Source organism: Cytobacillus solani, from assembly GCF_001420595.1.
GTDB lineage: Bacteria > Bacillota > Bacilli > Bacillales > Cytobacillaceae > Cytobacillus > Cytobacillus solani.
Map to the genome: position 1 here is coordinate 3,941,333 of NZ_LJIX01000006.1, position 23,445 is coordinate 3,964,777.

General features: G+C 39.7%; 18 protein-coding genes, 20 tRNA genes, 1 rRNA gene, 1 pseudogene and 1 other annotated feature (1 of these 41 running past the window's edge). Of the genes and pseudogenes, 7 read left to right on the forward strand and 33 right to left on the reverse strand.

Annotation, left to right across the window (positions count from 1 at the left end; translation table 11 throughout):
- Nucleotides 1-59 precede the first annotated feature (59 nt).
- Nucleotides 60-230, forward strand: coding sequence for a YtzI protein (gene ytzI, locus AN957_RS27100; protein ID WP_075209207.1), 171 nt, complete (start codon nucleotides 60-62; stop codon nucleotides 228-230).
- Nucleotides 231-267: 37 nt separating this feature from the next.
- Here the strand turns inward: ytzI and AN957_RS21550 are convergent, their stop codons facing one another.
- The gene (locus AN957_RS21550; protein ID WP_053477421.1) at nucleotides 268-741 is read right to left on the reverse strand and encodes an S-ribosylhomocysteine lyase; all 474 of its coding nucleotides are present in this window, start codon (nucleotides 739-741) and stop codon (nucleotides 268-270) included.
- 153 nt (nucleotides 742-894) lie between these two features.
- Between AN957_RS21550 and yidD the strand changes: the two genes are divergently transcribed.
- Entirely contained in the window at nucleotides 895-1,134 is a 240-nt protein-coding gene (gene yidD, locus AN957_RS21555) for a membrane protein insertion efficiency factor YidD (RefSeq protein ID WP_053477422.1), read from the forward strand.
- Here yidD and AN957_RS21560 read toward each other — a convergent pair.
- Nucleotides 1,131-1,694 (reverse strand): beta-class carbonic anhydrase, encoded by a 564-nt coding sequence (locus AN957_RS21560; protein ID WP_053477423.1) that lies wholly within the window; start codon nucleotides 1,692-1,694, stop codon nucleotides 1,131-1,133. The two genes, yidD and AN957_RS21560, sit on opposite strands and share 4 nt — an antisense overlap.
- Nucleotides 1,695-1,912: 218 nt before the next feature.
- Between AN957_RS21560 and AN957_RS21565 the strand changes: the two genes are divergently transcribed.
- The gene (locus AN957_RS21565) at nucleotides 1,913-2,857 is read left to right on the forward strand and encodes a metal ABC transporter solute-binding protein, Zn/Mn family (RefSeq protein ID WP_053477424.1); all 945 of its coding nucleotides are present in this window, start codon (nucleotides 1,913-1,915) and stop codon (nucleotides 2,855-2,857) included.
- Between the two features lie 136 nt (nucleotides 2,858-2,993).
- Complete coding sequence (locus AN957_RS27105) at nucleotides 2,994-3,152, forward strand: DUF1540 domain-containing protein (RefSeq protein WP_075209209.1); 159 nt, start codon at nucleotides 2,994-2,996, stop codon at nucleotides 3,150-3,152.
- A 46-nt stretch (nucleotides 3,153-3,198) separates the two neighbouring features.
- On the opposite strand, the gene AN957_RS21570 is transcribed toward AN957_RS27105, so the two are convergent.
- The 5 genes and pseudogenes from AN957_RS21570 to AN957_RS21585 form a co-directional block, all read right to left on the reverse strand.
- A complete protein-coding gene (locus AN957_RS21570) occupies nucleotides 3,199-4,698 on the reverse strand; it encodes an o-succinylbenzoate--CoA ligase (RefSeq protein WP_056686059.1) in 1,500 nt (499 codons plus the stop codon).
- Between the two features lie 396 nt (nucleotides 4,699-5,094).
- Nucleotides 5,095-5,916 carry a 1,4-dihydroxy-2-naphthoyl-CoA synthase gene (menB, locus tag AN957_RS28620; protein WP_053477616.1) on the reverse strand — a complete coding sequence of 274 codons (822 nt, stop codon included), beginning with the start codon at nucleotides 5,914-5,916 and terminating at the stop codon, nucleotides 5,095-5,097.
- An 84-nt stretch (nucleotides 5,917-6,000) separates the two neighbouring features.
- Nucleotides 6,001-6,825: pseudogene (gene menH / locus AN957_RS28625) on the reverse strand (2-succinyl-6-hydroxy-2,4-cyclohexadiene-1-carboxylate synthase); the annotation flags it as partial.
- Nucleotides 6,819-8,564: a 2-succinyl-5-enolpyruvyl-6-hydroxy-3-cyclohexene-1-carboxylic-acid synthase gene (menD, locus tag AN957_RS21580; RefSeq protein WP_056686062.1), complete on the reverse strand. Its 1,746-nt coding sequence runs from the start codon at nucleotides 8,562-8,564 to the stop codon at nucleotides 6,819-6,821. The pseudogene menH and the gene menD, both read right to left, overlap by 7 nt.
- On the reverse strand, nucleotides 8,564-9,967 hold the full coding sequence (locus AN957_RS21585; protein WP_053477427.1) for an isochorismate synthase: 1,404 nt from the start codon (nucleotides 9,965-9,967) through the stop codon (nucleotides 8,564-8,566). Before AN957_RS21585 ends, menD begins: the two co-directional genes overlap by 1 nt.
- Nucleotides 9,968-10,241: 274 nt before the next feature.
- Between AN957_RS21585 and AN957_RS21590 the strand changes: the two genes are divergently transcribed.
- Complete coding sequence (locus tag AN957_RS21590) at nucleotides 10,242-11,174, forward strand: 1,4-dihydroxy-2-naphthoate polyprenyltransferase (RefSeq protein ID WP_053477428.1); 933 nt, start codon at nucleotides 10,242-10,244, stop codon at nucleotides 11,172-11,174.
- A gap of 145 nt (nucleotides 11,175-11,319) precedes the next feature.
- The gene (locus tag AN957_RS21595) at nucleotides 11,320-12,153 is read left to right on the forward strand and encodes a dimethylarginine dimethylaminohydrolase family protein (protein WP_053477429.1); all 834 of its coding nucleotides are present in this window, start codon (nucleotides 11,320-11,322) and stop codon (nucleotides 12,151-12,153) included.
- On the opposite strand, the gene AN957_RS21600 is transcribed toward AN957_RS21595, so the two are convergent.
- From AN957_RS21600 to glgB, 5 genes are read right to left on the reverse strand one after another with little or no spacing between them, the layout of a single operon-like run.
- Entirely contained in the window at nucleotides 12,150-14,549 is a 2,400-nt protein-coding gene (locus AN957_RS21600) for a glycogen/starch/alpha-glucan phosphorylase (RefSeq protein WP_056686065.1), read from the reverse strand. The genes AN957_RS21595 and AN957_RS21600 overlap by 4 nt on opposite strands.
- Entirely contained in the window at nucleotides 14,536-15,990 is a 1,455-nt protein-coding gene (gene glgA, locus AN957_RS21605) for a glycogen synthase GlgA (protein WP_056686068.1), read from the reverse strand. Before glgA ends, AN957_RS21600 begins: the two co-directional genes overlap by 14 nt.
- A complete protein-coding gene (locus AN957_RS21610) occupies nucleotides 15,987-17,015 on the reverse strand; it encodes a GlgC family sugar phosphate nucleotidyltransferase (protein WP_053477432.1) in 1,029 nt (342 codons plus the stop codon). The genes glgA and AN957_RS21610 overlap by 4 nt, the downstream gene beginning before the upstream one ends.
- A 41-nt stretch (nucleotides 17,016-17,056) precedes the next feature.
- The gene (locus tag AN957_RS21615) at nucleotides 17,057-18,208 is read right to left on the reverse strand and encodes a glucose-1-phosphate adenylyltransferase (RefSeq protein WP_053477433.1); all 1,152 of its coding nucleotides are present in this window, start codon (nucleotides 18,206-18,208) and stop codon (nucleotides 17,057-17,059) included.
- A complete protein-coding gene (gene glgB / locus AN957_RS21620; RefSeq protein WP_053477434.1) occupies nucleotides 18,126-20,081 on the reverse strand; it encodes a 1,4-alpha-glucan branching enzyme in 1,956 nt (651 codons plus the stop codon). Before glgB ends, AN957_RS21615 begins: the two co-directional genes overlap by 83 nt.
- 217 nt (nucleotides 20,082-20,298) lie before the next feature.
- On the opposite strand from glgB, the gene AN957_RS21625 reads away from it, so the two are divergent.
- Nucleotides 20,299-20,496: a hypothetical protein gene (locus AN957_RS21625; protein WP_053477435.1), complete on the forward strand. Its 198-nt coding sequence runs from the start codon at nucleotides 20,299-20,301 to the stop codon at nucleotides 20,494-20,496.
- A 290-nt stretch (nucleotides 20,497-20,786) separates the two neighbouring features.
- Here the strand turns inward: AN957_RS21625 and AN957_RS21630 are convergent.
- The 21 genes from AN957_RS21630 to rrf form a co-directional block, all read right to left on the reverse strand.
- Nucleotides 20,787-20,858 (reverse strand) — tRNA-Glu (locus tag AN957_RS21630).
- 6 nt (nucleotides 20,859-20,864) lie between these two features.
- Nucleotides 20,865-20,955 (reverse strand) — tRNA-Ser (locus AN957_RS21635).
- Between the two features lie 6 nt (nucleotides 20,956-20,961).
- Nucleotides 20,962-21,036, reverse strand: a tRNA-Asn gene (locus tag AN957_RS21640).
- Nucleotides 21,037-21,051: 15 nt separating this feature from the next.
- Nucleotides 21,052-21,128: transfer RNA gene (locus tag AN957_RS21645), tRNA-Ile, on the reverse strand.
- 16 nt (nucleotides 21,129-21,144) lie between these two features.
- A tRNA-Gly gene (locus AN957_RS21650) sits at nucleotides 21,145-21,218 on the reverse strand.
- 11 nt (nucleotides 21,219-21,229) lie between these two features.
- Nucleotides 21,230-21,305 (reverse strand) — tRNA-Phe (locus AN957_RS21655).
- Nucleotides 21,306-21,327: 22 nt separating this feature from the next.
- Nucleotides 21,328-21,404, reverse strand: a tRNA-Asp gene (locus AN957_RS21660).
- 3 nt (nucleotides 21,405-21,407) lie between these two features.
- Nucleotides 21,408-21,481: transfer RNA gene (locus AN957_RS21665), tRNA-Met, on the reverse strand.
- A 19-nt stretch (nucleotides 21,482-21,500) separates the two neighbouring features.
- Nucleotides 21,501-21,593 (reverse strand) — tRNA-Ser (locus AN957_RS21670).
- Between the two features lie 12 nt (nucleotides 21,594-21,605).
- Nucleotides 21,606-21,682: transfer RNA gene (locus tag AN957_RS21675), tRNA-Ile, on the reverse strand.
- A gap of 21 nt (nucleotides 21,683-21,703) precedes the next feature.
- Nucleotides 21,704-21,780 (reverse strand) — tRNA-Met (locus AN957_RS21680).
- 21 nt (nucleotides 21,781-21,801) lie between these two features.
- Nucleotides 21,802-21,877 (reverse strand) — tRNA-Ala (locus tag AN957_RS21685).
- Nucleotides 21,878-21,889: 12 nt separating this feature from the next.
- A tRNA-Pro gene (locus tag AN957_RS21690) sits at nucleotides 21,890-21,966 on the reverse strand.
- A gap of 8 nt (nucleotides 21,967-21,974) precedes the next feature.
- Nucleotides 21,975-22,051: transfer RNA gene (locus AN957_RS21695), tRNA-Arg, on the reverse strand.
- A 12-nt stretch (nucleotides 22,052-22,063) separates the two neighbouring features.
- Nucleotides 22,064-22,152, reverse strand: a tRNA-Leu gene (locus AN957_RS21700).
- Between the two features lie 7 nt (nucleotides 22,153-22,159).
- Nucleotides 22,160-22,234, reverse strand: a tRNA-Gly gene (locus tag AN957_RS21705).
- 12 nt (nucleotides 22,235-22,246) lie between these two features.
- Nucleotides 22,247-22,328, reverse strand: a tRNA-Leu gene (locus AN957_RS21710).
- Nucleotides 22,329-22,338: 10 nt separating this feature from the next.
- Nucleotides 22,339-22,414 (reverse strand) — tRNA-Lys (locus AN957_RS21715).
- 13 nt (nucleotides 22,415-22,427) lie between these two features.
- Nucleotides 22,428-22,500, reverse strand: a tRNA-Thr gene (locus AN957_RS21720).
- 12 nt (nucleotides 22,501-22,512) lie between these two features.
- Nucleotides 22,513-22,588, reverse strand: a tRNA-Val gene (locus AN957_RS21725).
- Nucleotides 22,589-22,597: 9 nt separating this feature from the next.
- A 5S ribosomal RNA gene (gene rrf, locus AN957_RS21730) occupies nucleotides 22,598-22,714 on the reverse strand.
- A 125-nt stretch (nucleotides 22,715-22,839) separates the two neighbouring features.
- Nucleotides 22,840-23,445: a sequence feature (23S ribosomal RNA rRNA prediction is too short), on the reverse strand (it continues 264 nt past the right edge of the window).

Consider the following 23,445-nt stretch of genomic DNA (forward strand, 5'->3'; position numbering starts at 1 on the left):
GCATAAGTAAATCAAACCGTTTTCATGTTACACTATGTATAGTAAAAGGAGGTTTGATCATGGTTGCCATTCTAGCTATTTCGGTAATTATTATTGCAATTGTTATTTTTCTTTCTGTTATTACAACCTCTAAAGCGTATACGTACAAGCATACGGTTGATACAATAGATGAAAATCCATATACGAATGAAAATACCTTTGAACAAGAAGATGATAAAAAAACATCATAAAGAAAACCGGACTGCAATAGTCCGGTTTTTCGACTTTTTATGCAAAAACTTGCTTCAATTCTTCCTTTGACTGCTCAAGCCAGAACCGCATTAAACGTTTCGCCCCATCTAAATCATGAAGCTTAGCTTGGCCGCACTGCTTTTCATTAGCAGCTGGGATATCTGTAATTTCAACTGCAGCTTTCATTGTTTCATCGAGCAAGTCAATGATTTCCCCTACAGTCGGCTCTCCGCTTACAACTAAGTAGAAGCCTGTCTGACAGCCCATTGGAGAGATGTCAATGATATCAAAGTGATCATATTTTTCCGAATACGTACGAATATTGAAAGCAAGAAGATGTTCTAATGTATGAATCGCATCAGGCTTCATTGCTTGTTTATTCGGCTGGCAAAAACGAATATCAAACTTATTTACAACCCCATCTGTTCCGACTTTATGAACTCCGCAATGTCTAACATAAGGTGCTTTAACGGCATTATGGTCTAATTCAAAGCTTTCAACTGAAGGCATGTATGTCCACTCCTTTTTCGATTCTCCTATTATTGTAACTTAAATCCCGAGTAATTTCATCAACAAAATAAGGAATTTATTTTTCGACTATTACATCATTGTATGCTATCTTTTACTTGAGATTCCTTTAGAAAAAAGATTGGACTGATAAACATGCTGAAACAATTAATGATTGGAGTCATTCGCTTTTATCAAATTGTTATCTCCCCGCTAAAACCTCCAACATGCCGATTCTACCCAACTTGCTCTCATTATGGGTTAGAATCAGTAAAACGCTTTGGCGCACTTAAAGGAGGATGGCTAGCCATTAAAAGAATCGTAAAATGTCATCCGTTTCATCCCGGTGGTTTTGATCCAGTACCAGAGAAATCACCAAAGATAAAGGAAAATTAGTCTTCGTATCCATTTACTACTAAATCTAATTTCCCTGTACTAGGGTGAATAACCAACCCATGAACAGGGACATCGTTTGGCATAAGCGGATGCTTTTTCACCATAGAAACACTATGAGCAACACTCTCTTCTACGTTATCGAAGCCTTTAAGCCATTCTCTCACATCTACACCCGAATATGTAATTGTATCCAGTGCTGCTTCAGATTTTCCTCTTTTTCTCATATGTTCCATAATACCATCTGGCTTCATCCCGCTCATCCCGCAATCATGGTGACCGATGATTAATACCTCATCAGCCTGAAGCTCATAAACGGCTACAAGCAAGCTCCTCATAATACTTCCAAACGGGTGAGTAACAAGTGCCCCTGCATTTTTAACAAGCTTTATATCGCCATTTTTTACATTCAAGGCTCTTGGCAGGAGTTCCACTAAACGTGTATCCATGCATGTTAGTACAACCATTCGTTTATTCGGCAGCTTTGTTGTTGCAAATTCTACATATTTTTTTTCTTCCACAAATTCATTGTTAAATTCTAATATTTCATCAAGTAGTTTCATATGCTTTACTCCTTACTTATTTTTATTTCTACATTATAAGGATACAAAATACTTTTCATACAAACAAATTTAATACTTGATTTTCACGATTTTTTTTTGTAGAATTACTTTTGGGAATCGTAATGATTACGGATTATCTTGATATTTATGGCAAAAAGTTATTTTTTTCTTCATTAAATCGTAATTAATACGATTTAATGAGTTAGAAAGGGGAAAATATGAAAAAGATTATTTTTGTTTTTATACTAATAATTAGTATGCTCTTAACTGCTTGTACAAACGAATCAAAGGATGAGCAAAAAGATAGCAGTAAACTTTCCGTTTATACAACTGTTTATCCATTGCAATATTTTACTGACCGAATCGGTGGGGAATATGTTGAAACAAAGACTATTTATCCGCCTGGAGCAGATGAGCATTCGTTCGAGCCTACACAAAAAGATATGACTAAGCTAGCAGATGCTGACCTGTTTATATTTGTCGGTCTTGGTTTAGAAGGATTCGTAGAAAAGGCTAAAAAAACGTTAAAAAACGAAGATGTAACGATGATCGGAGCAGGGGAAAATATTCATTTTGACGAGGTTCAAGCCCATGAAGAGGATGAACACAGTCATGAAGATGATGGCCATCATCATGGAGATATTGACCCGCATGTATGGATCGATCCATTATATTCGAAGGATTTAGCAGCAACTATCAAAACTGCTTTAACTGATAAAATGCCAGAACATAAAGAAGAATTTGAAGCCAATTATCGTTTAGTAGCAGATGAACTTGACCAATTAAATGAAGACTTTGAACAAACCATCCATGATGCAAAGCATAAAGAAATCATCGTATCCCACTCAGCATTCGGCTATTGGGAGCAGCGCTATGGCATACACCAAATTAGTGTTTCAGGCTTAAACTCTGCGAATGAACCAACCCAAAAGGATCTTGAAAAGATCATAGCTGAAGGAAAGAAACATCAGTTAAAATACGTATTCTTTGAACAAAATGTTAGCTCTAAGCTCACAGAAATTATTAAGAATGAGCTTGGCGCAGAGCCGCTCATACTTCATAATCTATCTGTTTTAACTGATGAAGATATAAGTAATGAGAGTACCTATTTTTCTATTATGAAAACGAACTTAGAGGCGCTAAAAACTGCATTAAATAACTAATTACCAGTTCAACCTTCAATTGGAATGAATCCATAGCAGCAATCAGTCACAAGCTAAAATAGGTGGAAAGACACCACCTGCGTTTTTTATCGAATCGGTGCATGCGCATGTTCTGCACATAGAGGAGTGAAGCGAAGTGGCAAAAGATGTTTTATGTGAGGTCAATAATTGTACATTCTGGGAAAAAGGGAATAAATGTGGAGCTGAACAAATTTACGTAGTCAGCCACAAAGGGGATACGGCAGAAAATAGCCGTGAAACTGATTGTAAAACCTTTGAACCAGAATATTCTTAAATTTCACCGGTAATAGTCACTTTTAAGAAAAGACAGGATTTGCATATTAGTTGCAATCCTGTCTTTTTAATTCCTTCAAATACTGCCGAAGCTCTCTACGTAAAATTTTCTTAGCAGCATTTCTTGGGATTTGATCGATGATGTATAATTGTTTTGGTACTTTATATTTTGCTAATTTCTGCAGGCAAAACGTGGAAATCTTATCTTTATCTATCTCTGTTTTTGTTGTTAGGAAAGCTATAGGGACTTCCCCCCAGTTTTCATCTTCCACGCCTATTACACCTGCATCCACTATGTCTGGATGGGAAGTAAGCACACCTTCAACTTCAGCAGGATATACATTTTCTCCGCCTGAAATAATTAAATCGGAACGGCGATCCAGAACATACAAGAATCCATCTTCATCTAAATATCCAATATCTCCAGTTGAAAACCAGCCATTAACGATTTTTTCAGATGACTCTTCCTCCCGATTCAAATACCCTATCGTTACATTTGGTCCTTTAACTATAATTTCGCCTGCTGTTTTACCCCTTGCTTCTTCCCCATTTGGATCCATAATTTTTAATTGAGAGGGAAAGAGGGGTTTCCCTGCAGAGCCTAATTTACTTAAGCTATACTCTGGTGAAAGCGTCACGATTTGAGAGGCGGTCTCTGTCATACCATACGTCTGGAATACTGGTATTCCCTTCACCATACAGTTTTCAAGTAATGTTTTGGATGCCGGTCCGCCTCCTAATAGCATACAGCGAAATTCTTCGGGCAATTTGTTATCTCCTAGCTCTGCCTCGATACGAATAAGCATCGTGCTCACAACAGACATAATCGTTACTTTTTCATTTTGAATCGCTTTAATAATTTCTTTTTCATTGAATGTATCCTGAATCACCATTCTCATGCCATAGACGATGCTCCGAATAAGAATCGAATACCCGCTAATATGAAACATTGGAACAACACATAGCCAACAGTCTTTTTCAGAAAGTCCAAGGTTAAGGGCAGAACCAACCGCGCTCCACCAATGATTTCCGTATGTTTGCAGCACGCCCTTTGGATGTCCTGTCGTTCCAGATGTATACATAACTGTACACACATCATCAAGGTTGATTTCCTCTGTAATAATTGGTTCAATAAAATCTGCTGAAAACAGCTCTTCTTTTGAAGTAACTGTCAACTCTGGCAATGCTTTATATATTTCTTCGTACTTGCAGGCAAAGGCTGTCTCCGTTATTAAAACGACTGCCTTTGAATCGGTTAATTGCCAGGCTATTTCTTCAGCTGTTAACCGATTATTTAAAATAACTGCTTTGATATCAAGCAACTGAAATGCTAAATATATAAATGCTGTCTCCGCATGATTACTTAGTAAAACACCAGCATAATCACCCTTTGTTAAGCCAAGGTGGATTAATTGACCGGCAATCTGATAAGATTTCTCATACACTTCTTTAAAAGAGTATGTTTCGTTCTTAAACTGAATAGCAGGCCTGTCAGGTGTGAGGAAGGCTCTCTTTAATAAAAGATTTGGCATCACTTGATTTGCCATTTGTACACCTCATTCTTGAAATCCAATATATACTGCAAAAAACTGCTTTATTTTGCAAATCCTATCTGCATTTTTGCAAAATTACGTAACTACTTTTTCCGATTTTTTACTTTTTGGGGTTCCAAAATGATTTTACGGGACCGCTTTTTCTAGTTTTTTACTTTTCCAGGTTCCTAAATAATTTTATGCGACCACTTTTTCTAGTTTTTTACTTTTCCAGGTTCCTAAATAATTTTATGCGACCGCTTTTCTAGTTTTTTACTTTTTGGGGTTCCAAAATAATCAAATCCCGTCTGCATTTTTACAAATAAGCATTTTTATGTCTAAAAGGTCGTATCTAGATAAAAACAGCCTGATGGCATAACCATCAAGCTGCAATAAAGTTTTATTTTTTCATTAAGGGAAACGTGGGAATTGACCAAAATCGGGCTTGCGCTTCTCTTTGAATGCATCGCGGCCTTCTTTTGCTTCATCTGTAGTATAGTAAAGTAATGTAGCATCTCCAGCAAATTGCTGAATGCCTGCAAGTCCATCTGTATCCGCATTAAATGCAGCTTTTAAGAAGCGAAGAGCAGTTGGGCTTTTTTCAAGCATTTCTTCACACCATTTAATTGTTTCTTCCTCGACTTGGTCAAGAGGAACAACAGTGTTTACCAGACCCATATCTAATGCTTCCTGTGCATTATACTGACGGCATAAGTACCAAATTTCACGAGCTTTTTTATGACCAACAATTCTAGCTAAATAACCGGAACCATAGCCTGCATCAAAGCTGCCAACTTTTGGCCCTGTTTGGCCAAATACAGCATTATCTGCAGCAATTGTTAAATCACAAACGATATGTAATACATGTCCTCCACCTATCGCATACCCTTTAACCATTGCAACAACTGGTTTTGGAATTACACGAATTAAACGCTGTAAATCAAGGACATTCAAGCGAGGGATTTGGTCATCACCCACATATCCACCATGTCCACGAACAGACTGGTCTCCACCTGAACAAAATGCGCGGTCTCCTGCACCCGTTAAGATGATAACTCCAACATTTGCATCATCACGTGCATAAGCAAATGCATCAATCAATTCCATAACGGTTCTTGGTGTGAACGCATTATGTTTTTCAGGACGATTGATTGTTATCTTTGCAATCCCATTGTATGTTTCATAAATAATTTCTTCATACTGTTTTCCCGCAATCCATTCTACTGCTGACATAACTGAATCCTCCTTTGTATGTATATCTTCCCTCATTAAAAAGGGGCTTAAAGCCTGTCCTTTTTCATTCGACAAGAATTCACTTACTATTGTACCAAATATTTTTGGTTTCTCCACATGTATTGCATGGCCACACTCAGAAATCGTTATTCTGCGCGCATTCTTCATGATTCCTTGCATCCTATCAGCAATCTGACAAAATTTTTCATCTAGATTTCCTGTAAGCAAAAGAACAGGCATGGAAAGCTCATCTAACTGATTCCACCACGAAGGCTGAGAACCCGTTCCCATTCCTTTAAGGCTGTTAACTATTCCAATCTGAGAATTTGTTAGACGCTGATTACGGATTTCTTCTTGAATATTTTCTGCTAATCTTTTTTGAGTGCCAAACAGAGGAATGTTCTCCCAATAGTCAATAAAGGAAGGGATACCCTCCTCCAGAATTCGTATCGCAAGCTTCTCATCTTGGATTCGCCTTGCTGCCCGCTGCTCCTCTTCTTCAAGACCAGGAGAAGCGCTCTCTAGAATTAACTTTTCTACTCTATTTGGGTATTTAAGCGCAAACGTTAACGCAAGTCTGCCTCCCATTGAATAGCCTAAAATATTGGTTTGTTCAATCCCCATTTGTTCAAAGATCAAATCAATATCCCTTGCTGCTGATTCGATCGTATATCTAGAAACATCCTCAGGAGCATCTGTTTTCCCATGACCTACAATATCAATGGCAAATACATTCGTGATCCCCTCAAAATGAGGCTTTAGTTTTCTCCAAGAGCTTGCATTCCCTGTAAAACCATGCAGCAAAACTAAAGGTTTATTCCCAATAGATACTGTTTCTCTTTGATTATGAGCGGTCTCCCATACGTCTACATAATAGGTAAGTCCATCAATGTCAAAATTCATCAGCATTTGTCATCCAGTAATCGACCTATTTCCCGGGAAACCGCATCCCATAATTCGCGATGCTCCAAGATATTCCGGTCTCTATTTGTGGTAATCTCCGTCACTCTTAAACCAGACACTTCTGATTGAAGGACAGTTGTAAAATGTGTCCAATTAGAAATCAACTCATACTGTCCCCCGTACATTTTTACTACATGCTCAAATTGCAAATCTAATGGAGTGCCAAACAATTTTTCAAAGTTCTTTGGATGGCTTGCTTGTGGCAGAAATGAAAAAATTCCTCCCCCATTATTATTAATTAATAGAATATGAATATTGATGCCAAACTGCTTCGCAGCAATTAACCCATTTAAATCATGGAAAAAGGTTAAGTCCCCTAGAACTAAATAAAGTGGCTGTGAACAGGTTCCTGCCCCTAAAGCCGTTGAAATAACCCCATCAATGCCATTTGCTCCTCGATTCGCCATGATTCGAATCGACTTGTTATTAAAATGGAAAAAGGTGTCTAAATCACGTATAGGCATGCTATTGCCAACAAATAATGTTGCTCCATCAGGAAGCTTTTCAGCTAATTGATAGAATAGCTTGCCTTCACTTAATACGTCCAGCTCGCTGATGGCTGCTAATTCACGGCGTGTTAATTGATTAATTTCTTCCCACTGTGCAAAATAGCTAGTATCTTCCACTGGACTAATAAAAGTGCTGACCGATTTACAAAACAATGATTCTTCACTATAGATCATCTCAGAGGATACCATGCCAGGATCACGCCATCCGCCGCCGCCATCAACTACAAACTGCCGGACATCATGATTTTCTTTAAGGAAAATGGTTAACGGCTTAGATACTGGCATAGCACCAAACCTGATGATGAGATCTGGCTTTAAAACATCCTTTGCATCCTCATTTTTTAAAAATGTATCATATGTATCAATAATATATGTTCCGTCATGTTTTCCACTTCTCAATTGAGAAAGTGGATCTGCAAGAATAGGATACTGCAGCTTCTTAGCAAGACTTGTTACAGCTTCAGCAAACCCATCAGACTCAAGCGATCCACAAACAATCATACCTTTTTTGTATGTGCTGATACTTTCAGCTATTTCCTTGTATTGCTCATTACTTAAAGTCAATTCACCAGACTGAATCTTCACATACCCGTTAGAACGCTCACGTGGTTCAAATAAATCTTCTCGGTCCAATTGTGGAATTAATGGTTCTCTAAACGGAAAATTCAAGTGAACAGGTCCCGCTGGGGCTCGAAGGGCAGTACTTGCTGCTCTCGCACAAACTGTACGCGCATACCGAGTAATTTCTGTAGAATTTTCCGGCAATGCCATCTCTACAAACCATTTAACATGGTTGCCATATAAATGAATTTGGTCAATTGCTTGTGGAGCTCCTACATCCCTTAATTCATGCGGACGATCCGCAGTCATAACGATTAATGGAACCCTTGCTATATTCGCCTCTACAATTGCTGGAAAATAGTTAGCAGCAGCTGTGCCTGATGTACATAAAATAGCTACTGGCTTTTTGGAAGCCTTTGCGATACCTAATGCAAAAAAGGCAGCGGAACGTTCGTCTACATGAACATGTACACGAAGTTCAGGATGTTCTGCCATTACCATTGCCATCGGGGTAGACCTAGAACCAGGGCTTACAACTACGTCCTCTACCCCATTCTTATATAATTCGGATACAAATGCTGCAATATAAGAGGTTAAAGCTTCTTGATGATTCATTAATTACTCCCCCCAAGTGCCGTTAGCATCGGTCGAAATTTAATCTTCGTTTCCACATATTCACTTTCTGGGTTGGAATCCTCAACAACACCACAGCCTGCAAAGAGCGAAGCCTCGTCTCCTTGAATTAGTCCCGATCTGATCGATACTGCGAATTCCCCATTTCCTTTATAGTCCACCCAGCCTAATGGGGCACCATAAAAGCCACGATCCAGTTCCTCCACTTCCCTTATCTTCTCGACTGCCTTCTCTTTCGGCAGTCCTCCCAAGGCAGGTGTCGGATGCAATCGGTCAACTAATAGAAGCAAGGAAGTATCTTTTTTTGCCTTTCCCGTTACTGGGGTGTAAAGATGCTGAATATCTCTCGTTTTCAGCAGTTGAGTCTTACTCGGCATAGTGACTTCTTCACATACCTCTTCCATTGCCGCTTTTATCATCCGTACAACATATTCATGCTCAATGATATTTTTCGGATCTGCTAACAATGTATCACCCAATACCCGGTCTTCCTCTTCTGTTTTCCCTCTTGCTATTGAACCTGCAAGACAGGTGGTGAAAAAGCTTGCCCCACTTTTTTTCACCAGACGTTCAGGCGAAGCACCGATAAAGCAATCCCCATTCGATTCAAATGCAAAAATAAAGCTTTCACGCTGTAGTTTAAATAAATTCATCAAAACTTGTTCTAACTGAATGGATTGGCTAAAATGCAATCTTGTTTCTCTTGCAAGGACAACTTTATTTAACTCTCCTTGTTTCAGTTCATTTACAACTTCTGCTACGGTATCCTTCCATTTTTCAGGATTGATCTCGTCTTCATTTATGAGTTCATATTTTTCTTGATAAATGTCATCTGCAAGTGCTGTAAATAGTGTTCTTCTTTCCTTTTGTACAGCCTCTGCAAGAGATAGATCATCATGCTGTGTGCATACAATATTCGTTGTAAAAAAGGTGCGTCCATTTATTTCACTGTACATAAATTTTGGAATATGAAAAAGAGAGTCTGAATATTTAGACCACAATCTTGTTTTCTCTTTATACGGATCAAATGAAAATCCTCCGAACATTAAAGGACCGATTCCATTCAGTTGAAATGGATTATCGATAATCGCATCCTCAATAAAGTTTTTCCATTCTTCTTCCACAAGAAAAAAGCGGTCAGCCGCCTGATCCGATTGAATTTGCTTGCATATTCCAAGTCCGATTATAAAAGTTTCATCGGCTGGGTCTTTCCAGAAAAAACGCTCCCCTAAAAAAGGCTCGTGTCCTGCTGCGAAAAAAGTAAGAGGTTCTATATGATTAATTTCCTGCACTTCACTTACTAAAACTGGTTTAGATAAGGCCTTTGCCCTCTCAATCGCTTTCAGGATTCCTTCTTTTAGTTCCGTTTCTTGTATCGTAACCAAAAAAATCCCTCCAACAACAGCCTATAGCTGTTATCCATCGTCTAAGCTAATTTTAACATACACTTCTTATCATTCAAATGTCAATGATCGTACTCACTCGTGACTGTTTTTCTCTTCTATCATAAACCAAAGAATTTGAGCAAAACCAACTATTAAAAGATAAAAGTTTGCACCATGCATTTTGACAGAAGCAGGAGTTGTTCGATATAATAAATAGGTTTGATAAAGTTAAAATGAGTTGTTACTTAAATATAGATAACAAGGGGAGAGTTAGATGCAACCACAGACGCATATGAATGTTCAGCCTTCTAATTCGAAGAAAACCTGGAAGGTTTGGTGGCAGCAAACAAGACCACACACACTAACCGCATCTTTCGTACCTGTCTTGCTTGGAACAGCATTAGCTATGTACGAAACAGATCTTCATTTTGGATTATTTCTGGCGATGTTAATTGCAAGCTTACTTATTCAAGCTGCAACGAATATGTTTAATGAATACTATGATTATGTAAGAGGACTGGATACGGAAGATTCACACGGAATCGGCGGGGCGATTGTCCGTGAAGGCATTAAGCCAAAAACCATTCTGAGTGTAGCCCTTTCTCTTTACGGTATCGCTCTACTTTTAGGAATTTATATTTGCAGCAGCAGCAGCTGGTGGCTTGCGCTTGTTGGCCTCTTCTGTATGCTAATTGGCTATTTATATACGGGTGGTCCAATGCCAATCGCTCATACGCCTTTTGGGGAAATCGTATCTGGGTTCTTTATGGGAATGATCATAATCCTGATTTCATTCTTTATTCAAACTGGTACCGTGACTTCTACAAGCGTTTTAGTGTCAATTCCAATTTTTATTCTAGTTGGAGCCATAATGCTTTCTAATAATATCCGTGATTTAGATGGTGACAAGGAATTTGGCCGGAAAACACTAGCTATTTTAATCGGCAGAAAAGCGGCTATTAAATTACTTGCTGGAATGTTTATTGTTTCCTATGCATGGGTTTTCATCCTAATTGCGTTAAATATTATCTCTCCATGGCTTGCTATCGTTGTACTAAGTGCACCGAAAGCGATTAAAGCGACAAAGGGATTTATCGGAAAAACAATTCCGATTCAAATGATGCCTGCCATGAAAGCAACTGCACAAACAAATACGATCTTCGGATTCTTATTATCCATTGGTCTTTTTATTGGTTATTTCATCTAAAAAAACACGAAAGCCTTTGCCTTCAGGCAAAGGCTTTTTTCTTTCCGTCATGATTTTACCATTAACGCTCATACTAAACCTTATACGCCACTTTCATCCTGTAAGGGCGTAAATTTCTTTTAAAGCCTATCAGGAGGATCAATATATGGCCGTAAAGCGCAATATTTTCTGTCATACCGAATACAGTACCCTTCAAAAAGTTGTCTTATGTGAACCAACCTATATGTCCATAAATGATCCTAACCATAAGGTATTTAAAAATGTATCAATCAATATTGATCTTGCCATAAAACAGCATAAACATTTTGTTAGTGCTCTAGAAAGCCACGGTGTAGATGTAATTCTTCTTCCGCCAGACAAAAAATTTCCAGATCAAGTGTTCACTCGTGATATTGGTTTTACGATCGGCGATACGATCTATGTTACCGAAATACAAACCTATCATCGTCAAAACGAAGAAACCCTGCTTAAACAACGGTTGGATTTGGAAAATATCCCCTTTCAACAACTAATTGGCTGCAACATCGAAGGCGGTGATGTTATCATCGACAGAGAAACAGTCTATGTTGGAATCAGTACACGGACGGATATGCAGGCCGTCAATCATATGCAAGAAATTTTGCCCCACCATGAAGTCATTCCTGTTCCTTTTAACGATGAATTCCTTCATCTCGATTATGTTTTTAATATATTGTCATCAAAAGAGGCTTTAATCTGTTCAAGTGAAGTGAAAAGTGAACAAGTCAAGCTTTTAAAATCACGTTACGATTTAATTGAAATGACAAAAGAAGAACTGCTCACCCATTCCGCCAATGTCCTTTCTATTGGCAATAATAAGGTTTTTAGTATGCCAATAAATAAAAATGTGAATAAAAAGCTCCTATCGAGAGGGTACAAAGTTGTAGAAGTAGATATCTCTGAAATCACTAAATCTGGTGGAGCTTTTCGATGCTGTACTTTGCCTATTTCTAGAAGTTAATAGTGACCTGGATTTATATTCCAAATATCTTTTGCGTACTCTTTAATGGTACGATCACTAGAAAAATAGCCAGATCCTGCAATATTCATTAAGCTCATTTTTCTCCATTGATTTTGATTTTCATAAACCTTGCCGGCCTGTGCTTGTATAGCCGAATATGAATCGAAGTCCCTTAGGACAAAATATTGATCATTCTCGATGAGCAAGGAATCAAAAATGGGTTCAAACTCATTATCTGAATCCGGGAAAAAACCATTTGTTAGCTGATCCATTACTTGTCGGATTCGCTTATCATGATAATAATATTCCATTGAGTGATAGCCGCCATTTTGATCATAATTTAATACTTGCTCTGCAGGGAGCCCAAAAATAAATATATTGTCAGCCCCCGCCTTTTCCTTCATTTCAATATTGGCTCCATCAAGTGTCCCAACGGTAATCGCCCCATTCATCATAAACTTCATATTCCCAGTTCCAGATGCTTCTTTACTAGCCGTTGATATTTGCTCACTTATATCTGCAGATGGGAATATCTCTTCTGCAAGTGATACTCGGTAATTTTCAAGGAAAACAACCTTAAGTCGTTCATTTGTGCGTACATCCTTATTTACCTTATCAGCTACCGTATGAATTAATTTAATAATTTTCTTTGCATAATAATAACCAGGGGATGCCTTCGCACCAAAAATAAACGTGCGTGGGTGCATTTGAAAGGTTGAATCTTCCTTTAGCCTATTATATAAATACATCACATGAAGAATATTTAAAAGCTGTCTTTTGTAAGCATGCAGACGCTTCACTTGAATATCAAATATCGATTCAGTATTTATAGACATTCCTGTTTGCATCGTAATCCTATCAGCAAGCCTTCGTTTATTATGCTGTTTAACTCTTGATAGCTGCTCAAGAAATGAGAAATCCTCTTTAAATTGCGCAAGCATACATAAACGCTCAGGTTCACGAATCCACTTATCCCCAATACCTTCTGTAATTAATTTCGCAAGGAGAGGATTCGCTTTTAACAGCCATCTTCTATGGGTAATTCCATTTGTTTTATTATTGAATTTTTGTGGGAAGATTTGATAGAAATTGTTCATTTCTCTTATTTTTAAAATTTCTGTATGAAGTGCGGCTACCCCATTGACACTATAACTGCCTACAAGTGCTAGATGGGCCATTTTAATCTCATGATGAGCGATAATAGCCATACGCTCAATATGCTGCCAGTCACCAGGATACTGATCCCAGAGCAAACGGCAAAAGCGTTCATTGATTTCTTCCACTATCATGTAAATACGCGGCAATAATGGCTGGAAAATTCGGACGGGCCATTTTTCAAGTGCTTCGGATAAGGTTGTATGATTGGTATAGGATATCGTATTTATTGTGATTTCCCACGCATCATTCCAGCTCATGTCCTCCTCATCAAGCAAAACCCTCATTAGCTCTGGTATAGCCAGCACTGGATGTGTATCATTAATATGAATCGCTATATGTTGAGAAAGTGAATATAAGTCGCCAACTTGTTTTCGAAAGGACCGAATAATCGACCGGATACTTGCTGAAACGAGAAAATATTGCTGCTTTAACCGCAGAATTTTTCCTCTATCATGTGTATCATCTGGATAAAGAAATTCAGACACTGACTCGGTTTCCCGCTTATACGTTAAAATATCCTGATGAATAGGATATGGAGAAGGTTCTGCATTCCAAAGCCTGAGCGTATTTACCGTTTCCGTTTGAAACCCTGCAATTGGCAGATCGTATGGCACTGCGGTAATCTTTTCTGTATGTTCATGACGAAAAACCAATTTTCCATTTTCCATCTTCGTCTCAACATTTCCCCAAAACGGAACCTCAATCGCTAAATCTGCTCGCCTTACTTCCCATACATGCCCATGCCGAAGCCACTGTTCTGGAAGCTCTACCTGATAGCCATCAACAATTTTCTGCTCAAACAAACCATGCTTATAACGGATTCCACAGCCATGCCCTGGAAAATTTAATGACGCTAACGAGTCCATAAAGCAAGCCGCAAGTCTTCCAAGTCCTCCATTTCCAAGACCTGCGTCAGGTTCTATTTCTTCAAGTTCATACAGGTCGATTCCTAAATCCTCGAGCCCTTTCTTGACCACATCCACAAGGCCCAAATTTAATAAATTATGATGGAGCAGCCGTCCAAGCAGAAATTCAATGGATAAATAATAAACTTGCTTTTCCCTTGCCGTTCGATAACGCTCATTCGTATTAATCCAATTCGTGCTAACATACTCTCTAACCATATTGCCAAGTGTAAAGTAATGATCTCGTTTCGTACTCTCACCAAAGCTCTTCCCACACATCATCTCAAGTTTTTTTAGGAAATTCTCTTTAAACTCTTCTTTATTTGTAAACATGAATCTCACTCCTTGAGACGAGCTCCGAATATAGCTGTTTATACTTTATTGCCGATTGTGCCCAGCTGTAATCCATTGCCATCGCATTTTGCACAATGTTTCTCCAGCATGCTTCATCCCGATAAAAACTAAGTGCCCTCTCAATTGTAAAAAGCATATCATGGGCATTATACTGACTGAATGTAAAGCCATTTCCTTCCCCACTTTGTTCATTAAAAGATAAAACCGTATCATTTAATCCGCCTGTTTCCCTTACGATTGGAACTGCTCCATACCTCATAGCAATCATCTGGCCAAGTCCGCAAGGCTCAAACTGGGATGGCATAAGAAATAAATCTGCACCTGCATATACTTTATGTGCAAGTCCTTCGTCAAACTCGATATATGCTTTACATTTATGTGGATAGGCTGCTTCCATTTGCTGAAAAAAATGCTCGTATTCATGGTCACCAGTACCAAGAATGATGAGTTGAATGTCTTCTGCTATCAATTCACGAAATACATGCCGGACAAGATCGATTCCTTTCTGTTTCGTAAGCCTTGTGATCATCGCAATAAGTGGCGTTTTCTCTTTAATTGGCAAGCCCAATAGTTCCTGCAAATGCAATTTATTCACTCGTTTGTTTGTTACATCTTTCTCACTATAATTTTTCAACAGAAAGGGATCTCTTTCTGGATTATATAGCTCCAGATCGATTCCATTTAGGATCCCTTCTAAATCATTTGACCTGCTTTGCAATAACTCATGAAGTTTTTCTCCATAAACACTCGTTTGAATCTCATTTTTATATGTAGGGCTAACCGTTGTAATTTTATCTGCAGCAATGATTGCCCCCTTCAGATAACTGATGCATCCATAAAACTCCAAATAATCTACATGATCATATTTTTCTTGTAACCCAAATAATTCTTTAAGTGAATCTCTCGGCATGATCCCCTGAAATAGCAAATTATGAATTGTAAATACTGTTTGAATAGATTGATAGCCCTCTTTCTCCTTGTACTCCATTTTTAAAAGAAAAGGGATCATACCTGTATGCCAATCATGACAATGAATGATATCCGGCTGAAAATGAATATGTGGAAGTGAATCTAATACAGCCTTGTTAAAAAAAGCAAATCGTTCGCCATCATCAAAATAGCCGTATAAATCTTCACGCATAAAATAATACTCATTGTCTACAAAGTAATAGCTAACCCCTTGAAATTCTAATTCTTCAATTCCGCAATATTGATTTCTCCACCCTACTTCTACAGTGTATTCAGTCTTCTTTTCCATACGTGCCTTTAAGTTATTTTCTATTGACCCGTATTTAGGCATGATTACTCTTATATCTATCCCTTGCCTTACTAATTCCTTTGGCAATGCCCCCGCCACATCTGCAAGCCCTCCAGACTTTGCAAAAGGAACACATTCAGAAATGGCAAATAATATTTTCATATATTCATCAGCGCTCCTTGACCAGTACCTTTGCGAATCACATAGGGTGATGTTCTCGAGCCTGTCATAACCGTTCCTGTCTCAATTCTGACGTCCTTATCTATGATCACCGAATCCAATACACAATGATCGCCAATCTGGCTCTTCTGCATGATAATGCTGTTTTTCACTACTGCTCCTCTCCCAATTTTGACCGCGCGAGAAATAATACTATTTTCGACAACTCCCTCAATTTGACACCCATTGGCTATGATTGAATGATGGACGGATGCGCCTCTTAAATAGCGGGTTGGCGGTTCATCCTTTACTTTTGTAAAAATCGGGTGATCCTTTTGAAAAAGCTTATTCCATACTTCAGGAGTAAGAAGCTCCATACTTGCTGCAAAATAAGACTCTATAGAATCAATCATGGCTGCATATCCATGATAGTCATAACGGCATATTCGATAGGTATGATAAATATCTGTGACCACATCACTCATGCAGGTATATCCTGTCTTTTCCCTTGTCTGAATAAGGTCAATAAGGAATGCTGTTTTAACTAGATACATTTGCATTGACTTTCCTAAATGATATATTTCCGTAATATCACAGCCGGTTTGTATATGTTTATCCAATACTGGCTTGAAATCCATATTAGAAACAGTAAAGCAATTAGTAATTAATGCATACTCCTGTTTACTGCGTTGGAAATAATCCATATTTGCAGCAAAATGACTGAAAGATCCGATCCCCCTGCGTATTCCTTCTATAATGGATGATGGAAAAAAAAACAGCCCATCTCTCTTTCTATTTAAATCCCAATCTTTACCTGAACCTAGATGATCCATTAAGGAACGGTATTGAAATTTTGGAAAGATCGCTACACTTTCAATATTGGCATTCACCATGTTCGATAGAACAAAATCGATGAGACGATATCTTCCCGCAAAAGGAATAGCTGCAAGTGATCTATGGATCATAAGCTCCTTAAGCCCCTCATGATAAGTAGTCGCATCAATTACACCAAGGACACGTTTATTCAATTTTGGTTCCTCCTTATTAGACTTAGGCCTCGACAAACATACTAGACAATTCTCTTAATCTGCATTATCTCCTCGAGCATTTCGTCTGTTAGGAGTATAATTTCATCCGATTTCCTTACAACTGTTCCATCTGGTACAACCATATTCGTTGGTATAATGGCATTTTCAATAAAAACATTTTGACCAATTTGTGCATTAGGCATGACAACCGTTTCACGTATAATTGAACCCTTTCCGACAGTTACCCCTTGGAAAAGGACAGACCTCTCAATATCCCCCTCAATGATGCATCCTTCATTGATTAAAGACTCTTCTACTTTTGCGATAGGTGAAATATATTGAGGCGGGTGATTCGGGTTAACAGAATAAATACGCCAGTCATAATCAAATAAGTTCAATTCACATTTTTCATCCAATAGATCCATATTTGCTTCCCATAAACTTTGTACTGTGCCTACATCCTTCCAGTATCCCTTAAATGGATAGGCAACTAACTTCCTATTTTCCTTTAACAGCATCGGGATCACATCTTTACCGAAATCATGGCTTGAAGTAGAATCTCCATTATCCTTCTCTAAATACTCCTTTAATACGGGCCAATTAAATATATAGATCCCCATGGAAGCAAGGTTGTTTTTTGGAGCCTCTGGCTTTTCTACGAAATCCGTAATTCTCATCTCCGCATCTGTGTTCATAATGCCGAACCTGTTTGCTTCTTCCCAGGGGACTTCAATGACAGAAATCGAAACATCCGCCTGTTTTTTGAAATGATATTCCAGCATACGCTCATAATCCATTTTATAAATATGGTCACCTGACAATACCAATACATATTCAGGATCATACTGCATGATAAAATTTAAATTTTGATAAATAGCACTTGCTGTTCCGTTATACCACTTCACTTCAGAAGACTCACTGTACGGCGGAAGAACCGTCACTCCGCCATTTCTTCTGTCTAAATCCCATGCACTGCCAATTCCAATATAGGAATTCAAAACAAGAGGCTGATATTGAGTAAGAACACCGACCGTATCAATACCCGAATTCGTGCAATTGCTCAAAGTAAAATCGATAATTCGATATTTTCCTCCAAATGGAACTGCAGGCTTAGCTAAATTCTTTGTCAATGAGTGAAGCCGGCTTCCTTTTCCTCCAGCTAATAGCATGGCTATGCACTTTTTCTTGCCCATTTTCATTTCTCTCCTTTCGATGCTTTATAGGACGTAATATTGATATTCCAAATGGTGGAATGGTCATTTTCAAAGAGGATGGCTTTCCATGGAATTCCATATTTTCTGTTTGCAACTGGCCCGTATTAATCAAATGAGACCCGCCAAACTTATCGTGATCGCTATTAAATATTTCTTGATAGGAACCTTGTTGCGGTACGCCAATCTGATAATCATGGTAAACACGCTCCGTGAAATTACATACAACAACAAGATGCTCTTCTTCCTCTTTTTCTTTCCGGATAAAAGAGAAGATCGATTGCTGATGATTATGTACATCAATCCATTCAAAGCCCTTACTTAGGGAATCTAATTCATGAAGCGGTTTGGAACAGTGATACATCGCTAGAAGTTCTTTAACATATGCATTTAACTTTCGATGCATTTCATATTCAAGCAAATTCCAATCTAATTGTGATTGATCCTTCCATTCATCGAACTGGCCAAGCTCGAATCCCATGAACAGTAATTTTTTCCCCGGATGTGCCATCATTAGGCCTAGCAGCAGGCGATATTGGGCAAATTTTTGCCAGTAATCGCCTGGCATTTTATTCAAAAGTGATTTTTTTCCATGAACCACTTCATCATGAGAAAGCGGAAGGACAAAGTTCTCTTTAAATGCATAGAGCAGTGAAAACGTGATTTTTCCATGAAGATATTTTCGCTGTTCTGGAGATGCTTCCATATACATAAGAATGTCGTTCATCCACCCCATATTCCATTTATAATTGAAACCAAGCCCGCCATATTGCACTGGATAAGTTACGCCCGGCCATGCCGTAGAATCTTCTGCCGTCAACAAAAAAGAAGAATCATATAATAATATTGTTTGATTCAGCGTTTTTAAAAAATGGGTTCCATATGGATTGTTCTCCCCATAGCGATTTGGCCAGTATAGAATATTAGCAACGGCATCGATCCGAAGACCATCAATATGGTAATACTCCATCCAAAATCGTGCATTCGAAATAAGGAAACTTTGAACTTCTTTTTTTCCTAAATCAAAATTTGCTGTCCCCCATACTGCATTTTCTCGGTCAACAGGTCTTTCATATTCATATAAAAATGAACCATCAAATTGAAATAATCCATGCTCATCCTTACAAAAGTGACCGGGAACCCAATCTAGTATGACCCCTATGTTGTGTTGATGACATTGATCAATGAAATGCATAAATTCCTTTGGTGTTCCATACCTGCTTGTTACTGAATAGTATCCAGTCCCCTGATAACCCCATGATTCGTCGAGCGGATGCTCAGTTAATGGCAATAACTCAATATGAGTGAATCCAAGCTCCTTTACATATGGGATTAATTCCACAGCTAGTTCCTTATAGGATAAATAGGACTCATCCTTATGTTTCCTCCACGAACCAATATGTACTTCATAGATTGCCATTGGTTCTGCAAGGTGATTCCTTTCCTGCCTTTTCTTTATCCACTCACAGTCCTTCCAATCATAGCCTTCTAACGAGTATACAATGGAGGCAGTTCTCGGCCTGACCTCTGAAAAAAAGCTAAAAGGATCAGCTTTTAATATCCTTCTGCCATCTTGTGTAATGACTTCATATTTATATATGCATCCTTGCATATCCCCTTTAATAAGAATGCTCCATATCCCTTCATTATTTACTCTATGTAACTGAAAGCGTTCTCCATTCCAGTTATTAAAATTTCCAACTAATCTGACAGATTGAGCGTTTGGTGCCCAAACACAAAAACGAGTATTTATTCTTTCATTTTCCTTAATCAAGTGCGCACCAAAGAGACGATAACTCTCATATAATGTTCCTTCATGAAATAAATGCATTTCATAATCAGTTACAGTATTCATTACACCCCTTCTCCCATAAAGCTATTTGTAGACCTCCATGAATATATTCGTTTGATTATAATAATAACCTTGTAAATACTTTCTAAATTTATTGACAATAAGTGAAGTAAATTGATATAAAGCGGTAGGATTCTGATCCATTCATCTGATTTCGACATAAAATCAACTAACACTAGACAAACTAAGAAAAGTAATTTTTGAAAGGTGGAATACTGTATTGAGCAATAAAGAGGAAGAGTACTTAATTAATGAAGCAACTAAAAATGAAGTAAAAACGCCTTTATTCGAAGCGCCTGATGGAAAAATACTTGCAGTAGGAGATTTATTTAGAGGGCCATCTACTGGAATTACTTCTGATATTGACTTGAACAATCCAGGAAGAAAGCTAGAGGAAAGAGAAGTAAAGTTTGATTAGCTATTTGCTGCCAAAAAAAGATCTTTTTATATTCATTAGCATATGTTCGTTATAAATCTAGCTGCACACTGAATGTTCCGCACATTTTTCGATTGAATATGGGAGGTTTCGGACATTTTCAAGCAACTATCTTATTTTACCTAGCATGTTTCCGAATTTATCGAGCAACTTTTTTGTCTTATCTAGCACTTGCCGAATTTTATCGAGCGTTTGGTCTTTTTGAAATTCTATTCAAATTACCTGCTAGACGAAAAAAAAGCTGCCAACTTATAGTTGACAGCTTTTTCTTATGACCCCTACGGGATTCGAACCCGTGTTACCGCCGTGAAAGGGCGGTGTCTTAACCGCTTGACCAAGGGGCCAGCATATGGCGGAGAAGGAGGGATTTGAACCCTCGCGCCGGTTACCCGACCTACACCCTTAGCAGGGGCGCCTCTTCAGCCTCTTGAGTACTTCCCCATATGATGGCTCCGCAGGTAGGACTCGAACCTACGACCGATCGGTTAACAGCCGATAGCTCTACCACTGAGCTACTGCGGAATAATAAATCATTTATGGTGGGCCTAAATGGACTCGAACCATCGACCTCACGCTTATCAGGCGTGCGCTCTAACCAGCTGAGCTATAGGCCCATTATATTATAAATAATGGAGCGGGTGAAGGGAATCGAACCCTCGACAACAGCTTGGAAGGCTGTGGTTTTACCACTAAACTACACCCGCAATATACTAAATGGTGGCTCAGGACGGAATCGAACCGCCGACACAAGGATTTTCAGTCCTTTGCTCTACCGACTGAGCTACTGAGCCACGTTATGTATTATTTTAAAAATGGCGGTCCGGACGGGACTCGAACCCGCGACCTCCTGCGTGACAGGCAGGCATTCTAACCAACTGAACTACCGGACCATATTGCGGGGACAGGATTTGAACCTGCGACCTTCGGGTTATGAGCCCGACGAGCTACCGAACTGCTCCACCCCGCGATAGTATTATTAAATTAAATGGAGGAGGAAAGGGGATTCGAACCCCTGCGCGGTTTGACCCGCCTGTCGGTTTTCAAGACCGATCCCTTCAGCCGGACTTGGGTATTCCTCCGAATAATAAATATGGTGGACCTTGTAGGACTCGAACCTACGACCGGACGGTTATGAGCCGTCTGCTCTAACCAGCTGAGCTAAAGGTCCTAAATGCAATCCTAAATATTTTGGTAGCGGCGGAGGGGATCGAACCCCCGACCTCACGGGTATGAACCGTACGCTCTAGCCAGCTGAGCTACACCGCCAAAATATAGTTATAAGAGTTATGGTGGAGCCTAGCGGGATCGAACCGCTGACCTCCTGCGTGCAAGGCAGGCGCTCTCCCAGCTGAGCTAAGGCCCCATAAAATATGAATGGTCGGGAAGACAGGATTCGAACCTGCGACCCCTTGGTCCCAAACCAAGTGCTCTACCAAGCTGAGCTACTTCCCGTTTTTAAATGGCGCGCCCGAAAGGAGTCGAACCCATAACCTTCTGATCCGTAGTCAGACGCTCTATCCAATTGAGCTACGGGCGCTATTTTTTAAAGTGGTGCCGAGGACCGGAATCGAACCGGTACGGTAGTCACCTACCGCAGGATTTTAAGTCCTGTGCGTCTGCCAGTTCCGCCACCCCGGCAAGTAATTGGAGCGGAAGACGGGATTCGAACCCGCGACCCCCACCTTGGCAAGGTGGTGTTCTACCACTGAACTACTTCCGCAGATAAAAATGATGCGGGTGAAGGGAGTCGAACCCCCACGCCTTGCGGCGCTAGATCCTAAGTCTAGTGCGTCTGCCAGTTCCGCCACACCCGCATTATTTAAATGGTGAGCCATGAAGGACTCGAACCTTCGACCCTCTGATTAAAAGTCAGATGCTCTACCGACTGAGCTAATGGCTCTTTCTAGGAAACATGCCGGCCAGAGGACTTGAACCCCCAACCTACTGATTACAAGTCAGTTGCTCTACCAATTGAGCTAGGCCGGCATAATAAAGTAATGGTGGAGGATGACGGGATCGAACCGCCGACCCTCTGCTTGTAAGGCAGATGCTCTCCCAGCTGAGCTAATCCTCCATTATTAAAGCTTGGCGGCGTCCTACTCTCACAAGGGGACAGCCCCTAACTACCATTGGCGCTGAGAAGCTTAACTGCCGTGTTCGGGATGGGAACGGGTGTGACCTTCTCGCTATCGCCACCAAACTTTTTTGAAGACAAGTTTTATTATAACGTCTTTTTTAATTTTTTCAAGAGAAAAATTGAAATTTATTCTCTCAAAACTAGATAATGTTAAAGAAGAAGTAGAGTAATCATTTATGGTTAAGTCCTCGACCGATTAGTATTTGTCAGCTCCACGTGTCACCACGCTTCCACCTCAAACCTATCAACCTGATCATCTTTCAGGGGTCTTACTAGCTTGACGCTATGGGAAATCTCATCTCGAGGGGGGCTTCATGCTTAGATGCTTTCAGCACTTATCCCTTCCGCACATAGCTACCCAGCGATGCTCTTGGCAGAACAACTGGTACACCAGCGGTGCGTCCATCCCGGTCCTCTCGTACTAAGGACAGCTCCTCTCAAATTTCCTGCGCCCACGACGGATAGGGACCGAACTGTCTCACGACGTTCTGAACCCAGCTCGCGTACCGCTTTAATGGGCGAACAGCCCAACCCTTGGGACCGACTACAGCCCCAGGATGCGATGAGCCGACATCGAGGTGCCAAACCTCCCCGTCGATGTGGACTCTTGGGGGAGATAAGCCTGTTATCCCCGGGGTAGCTTTTATCCGTTGAGCGATGGCCCTTCCATGCGGAACCACCGGATCACTAAGCCCGACTTTCGTCCCTGCTCGACTTGTAGGTCTCGCAGTCAAGCTCCCTTATGCCTTTACACTCTTCGAATGATTTCCAACCATTCTGAGGGAACCTTTGGG

Excerpts from the sequence above, each read along its gene's own strand:
- AN957_RS21570 (WP_056686059.1), bottom strand. The coding sequence starts at position 4,698 with ATGGCAAATCAAGTGATGCCAAATCTTTTATTAAAGAGAGCCTTCCTC.
- AN957_RS21550 (WP_053477421.1), bottom strand. The coding sequence starts at position 741 with ATGCCTTCAGTTGAAAGCTTTGAATTAGACCATAATGCCGTTAAAGCA.
- AN957_RS21560 (WP_053477423.1), bottom strand. The coding sequence starts at position 1,694 with ATGAAACTACTTGATGAAATATTAGAATTTAACAATGAATTTGTGGAA.
- glgA (WP_056686068.1), bottom strand. The coding sequence starts at position 15,990 with ATGAAAATATTATTTGCCATTTCTGAATGTGTTCCTTTTGCAAAGTCT.
- menB (WP_053477616.1), bottom strand. The coding sequence starts at position 5,916 with ATGTCAGCAGTAGAATGGATTGCGGGAAAACAGTATGAAGAAATTATT.
- AN957_RS21600 (WP_056686065.1), bottom strand. The coding sequence starts at position 14,549 with ATGTTTACAAATAAAGAAGAGTTTAAAGAGAATTTCCTAAAAAAACTT.
- menD (WP_056686062.1), bottom strand. The coding sequence starts at position 8,564 with ATGAATCATCAAGAAGCTTTAACCTCTTATATTGCAGCATTTGTATCC.
- AN957_RS21615 (WP_053477433.1), bottom strand. The coding sequence starts at position 18,208 with ATGGGCAAGAAAAAGTGCATAGCCATGCTATTAGCTGGAGGAAAAGGA.
- ytzI (WP_075209207.1), top strand. The coding sequence starts at position 60 with ATGGTTGCCATTCTAGCTATTTCGGTAATTATTATTGCAATTGTTATT.
- AN957_RS21590 (WP_053477428.1), top strand. The coding sequence starts at position 10,242 with ATGCAACCACAGACGCATATGAATGTTCAGCCTTCTAATTCGAAGAAA.
- glgB (WP_053477434.1), bottom strand. The coding sequence starts at position 20,081 with ATGAATACTGTAACTGATTATGAAATGCATTTATTTCATGAAGGAACA.
- AN957_RS21595 (WP_053477429.1), top strand. The coding sequence starts at position 11,320 with ATGGCCGTAAAGCGCAATATTTTCTGTCATACCGAATACAGTACCCTT.
- yidD (WP_053477422.1), top strand. The coding sequence starts at position 895 with ATGCTGAAACAATTAATGATTGGAGTCATTCGCTTTTATCAAATTGTT.
- AN957_RS21565 (WP_053477424.1), top strand. The coding sequence starts at position 1,913 with ATGAAAAAGATTATTTTTGTTTTTATACTAATAATTAGTATGCTCTTA.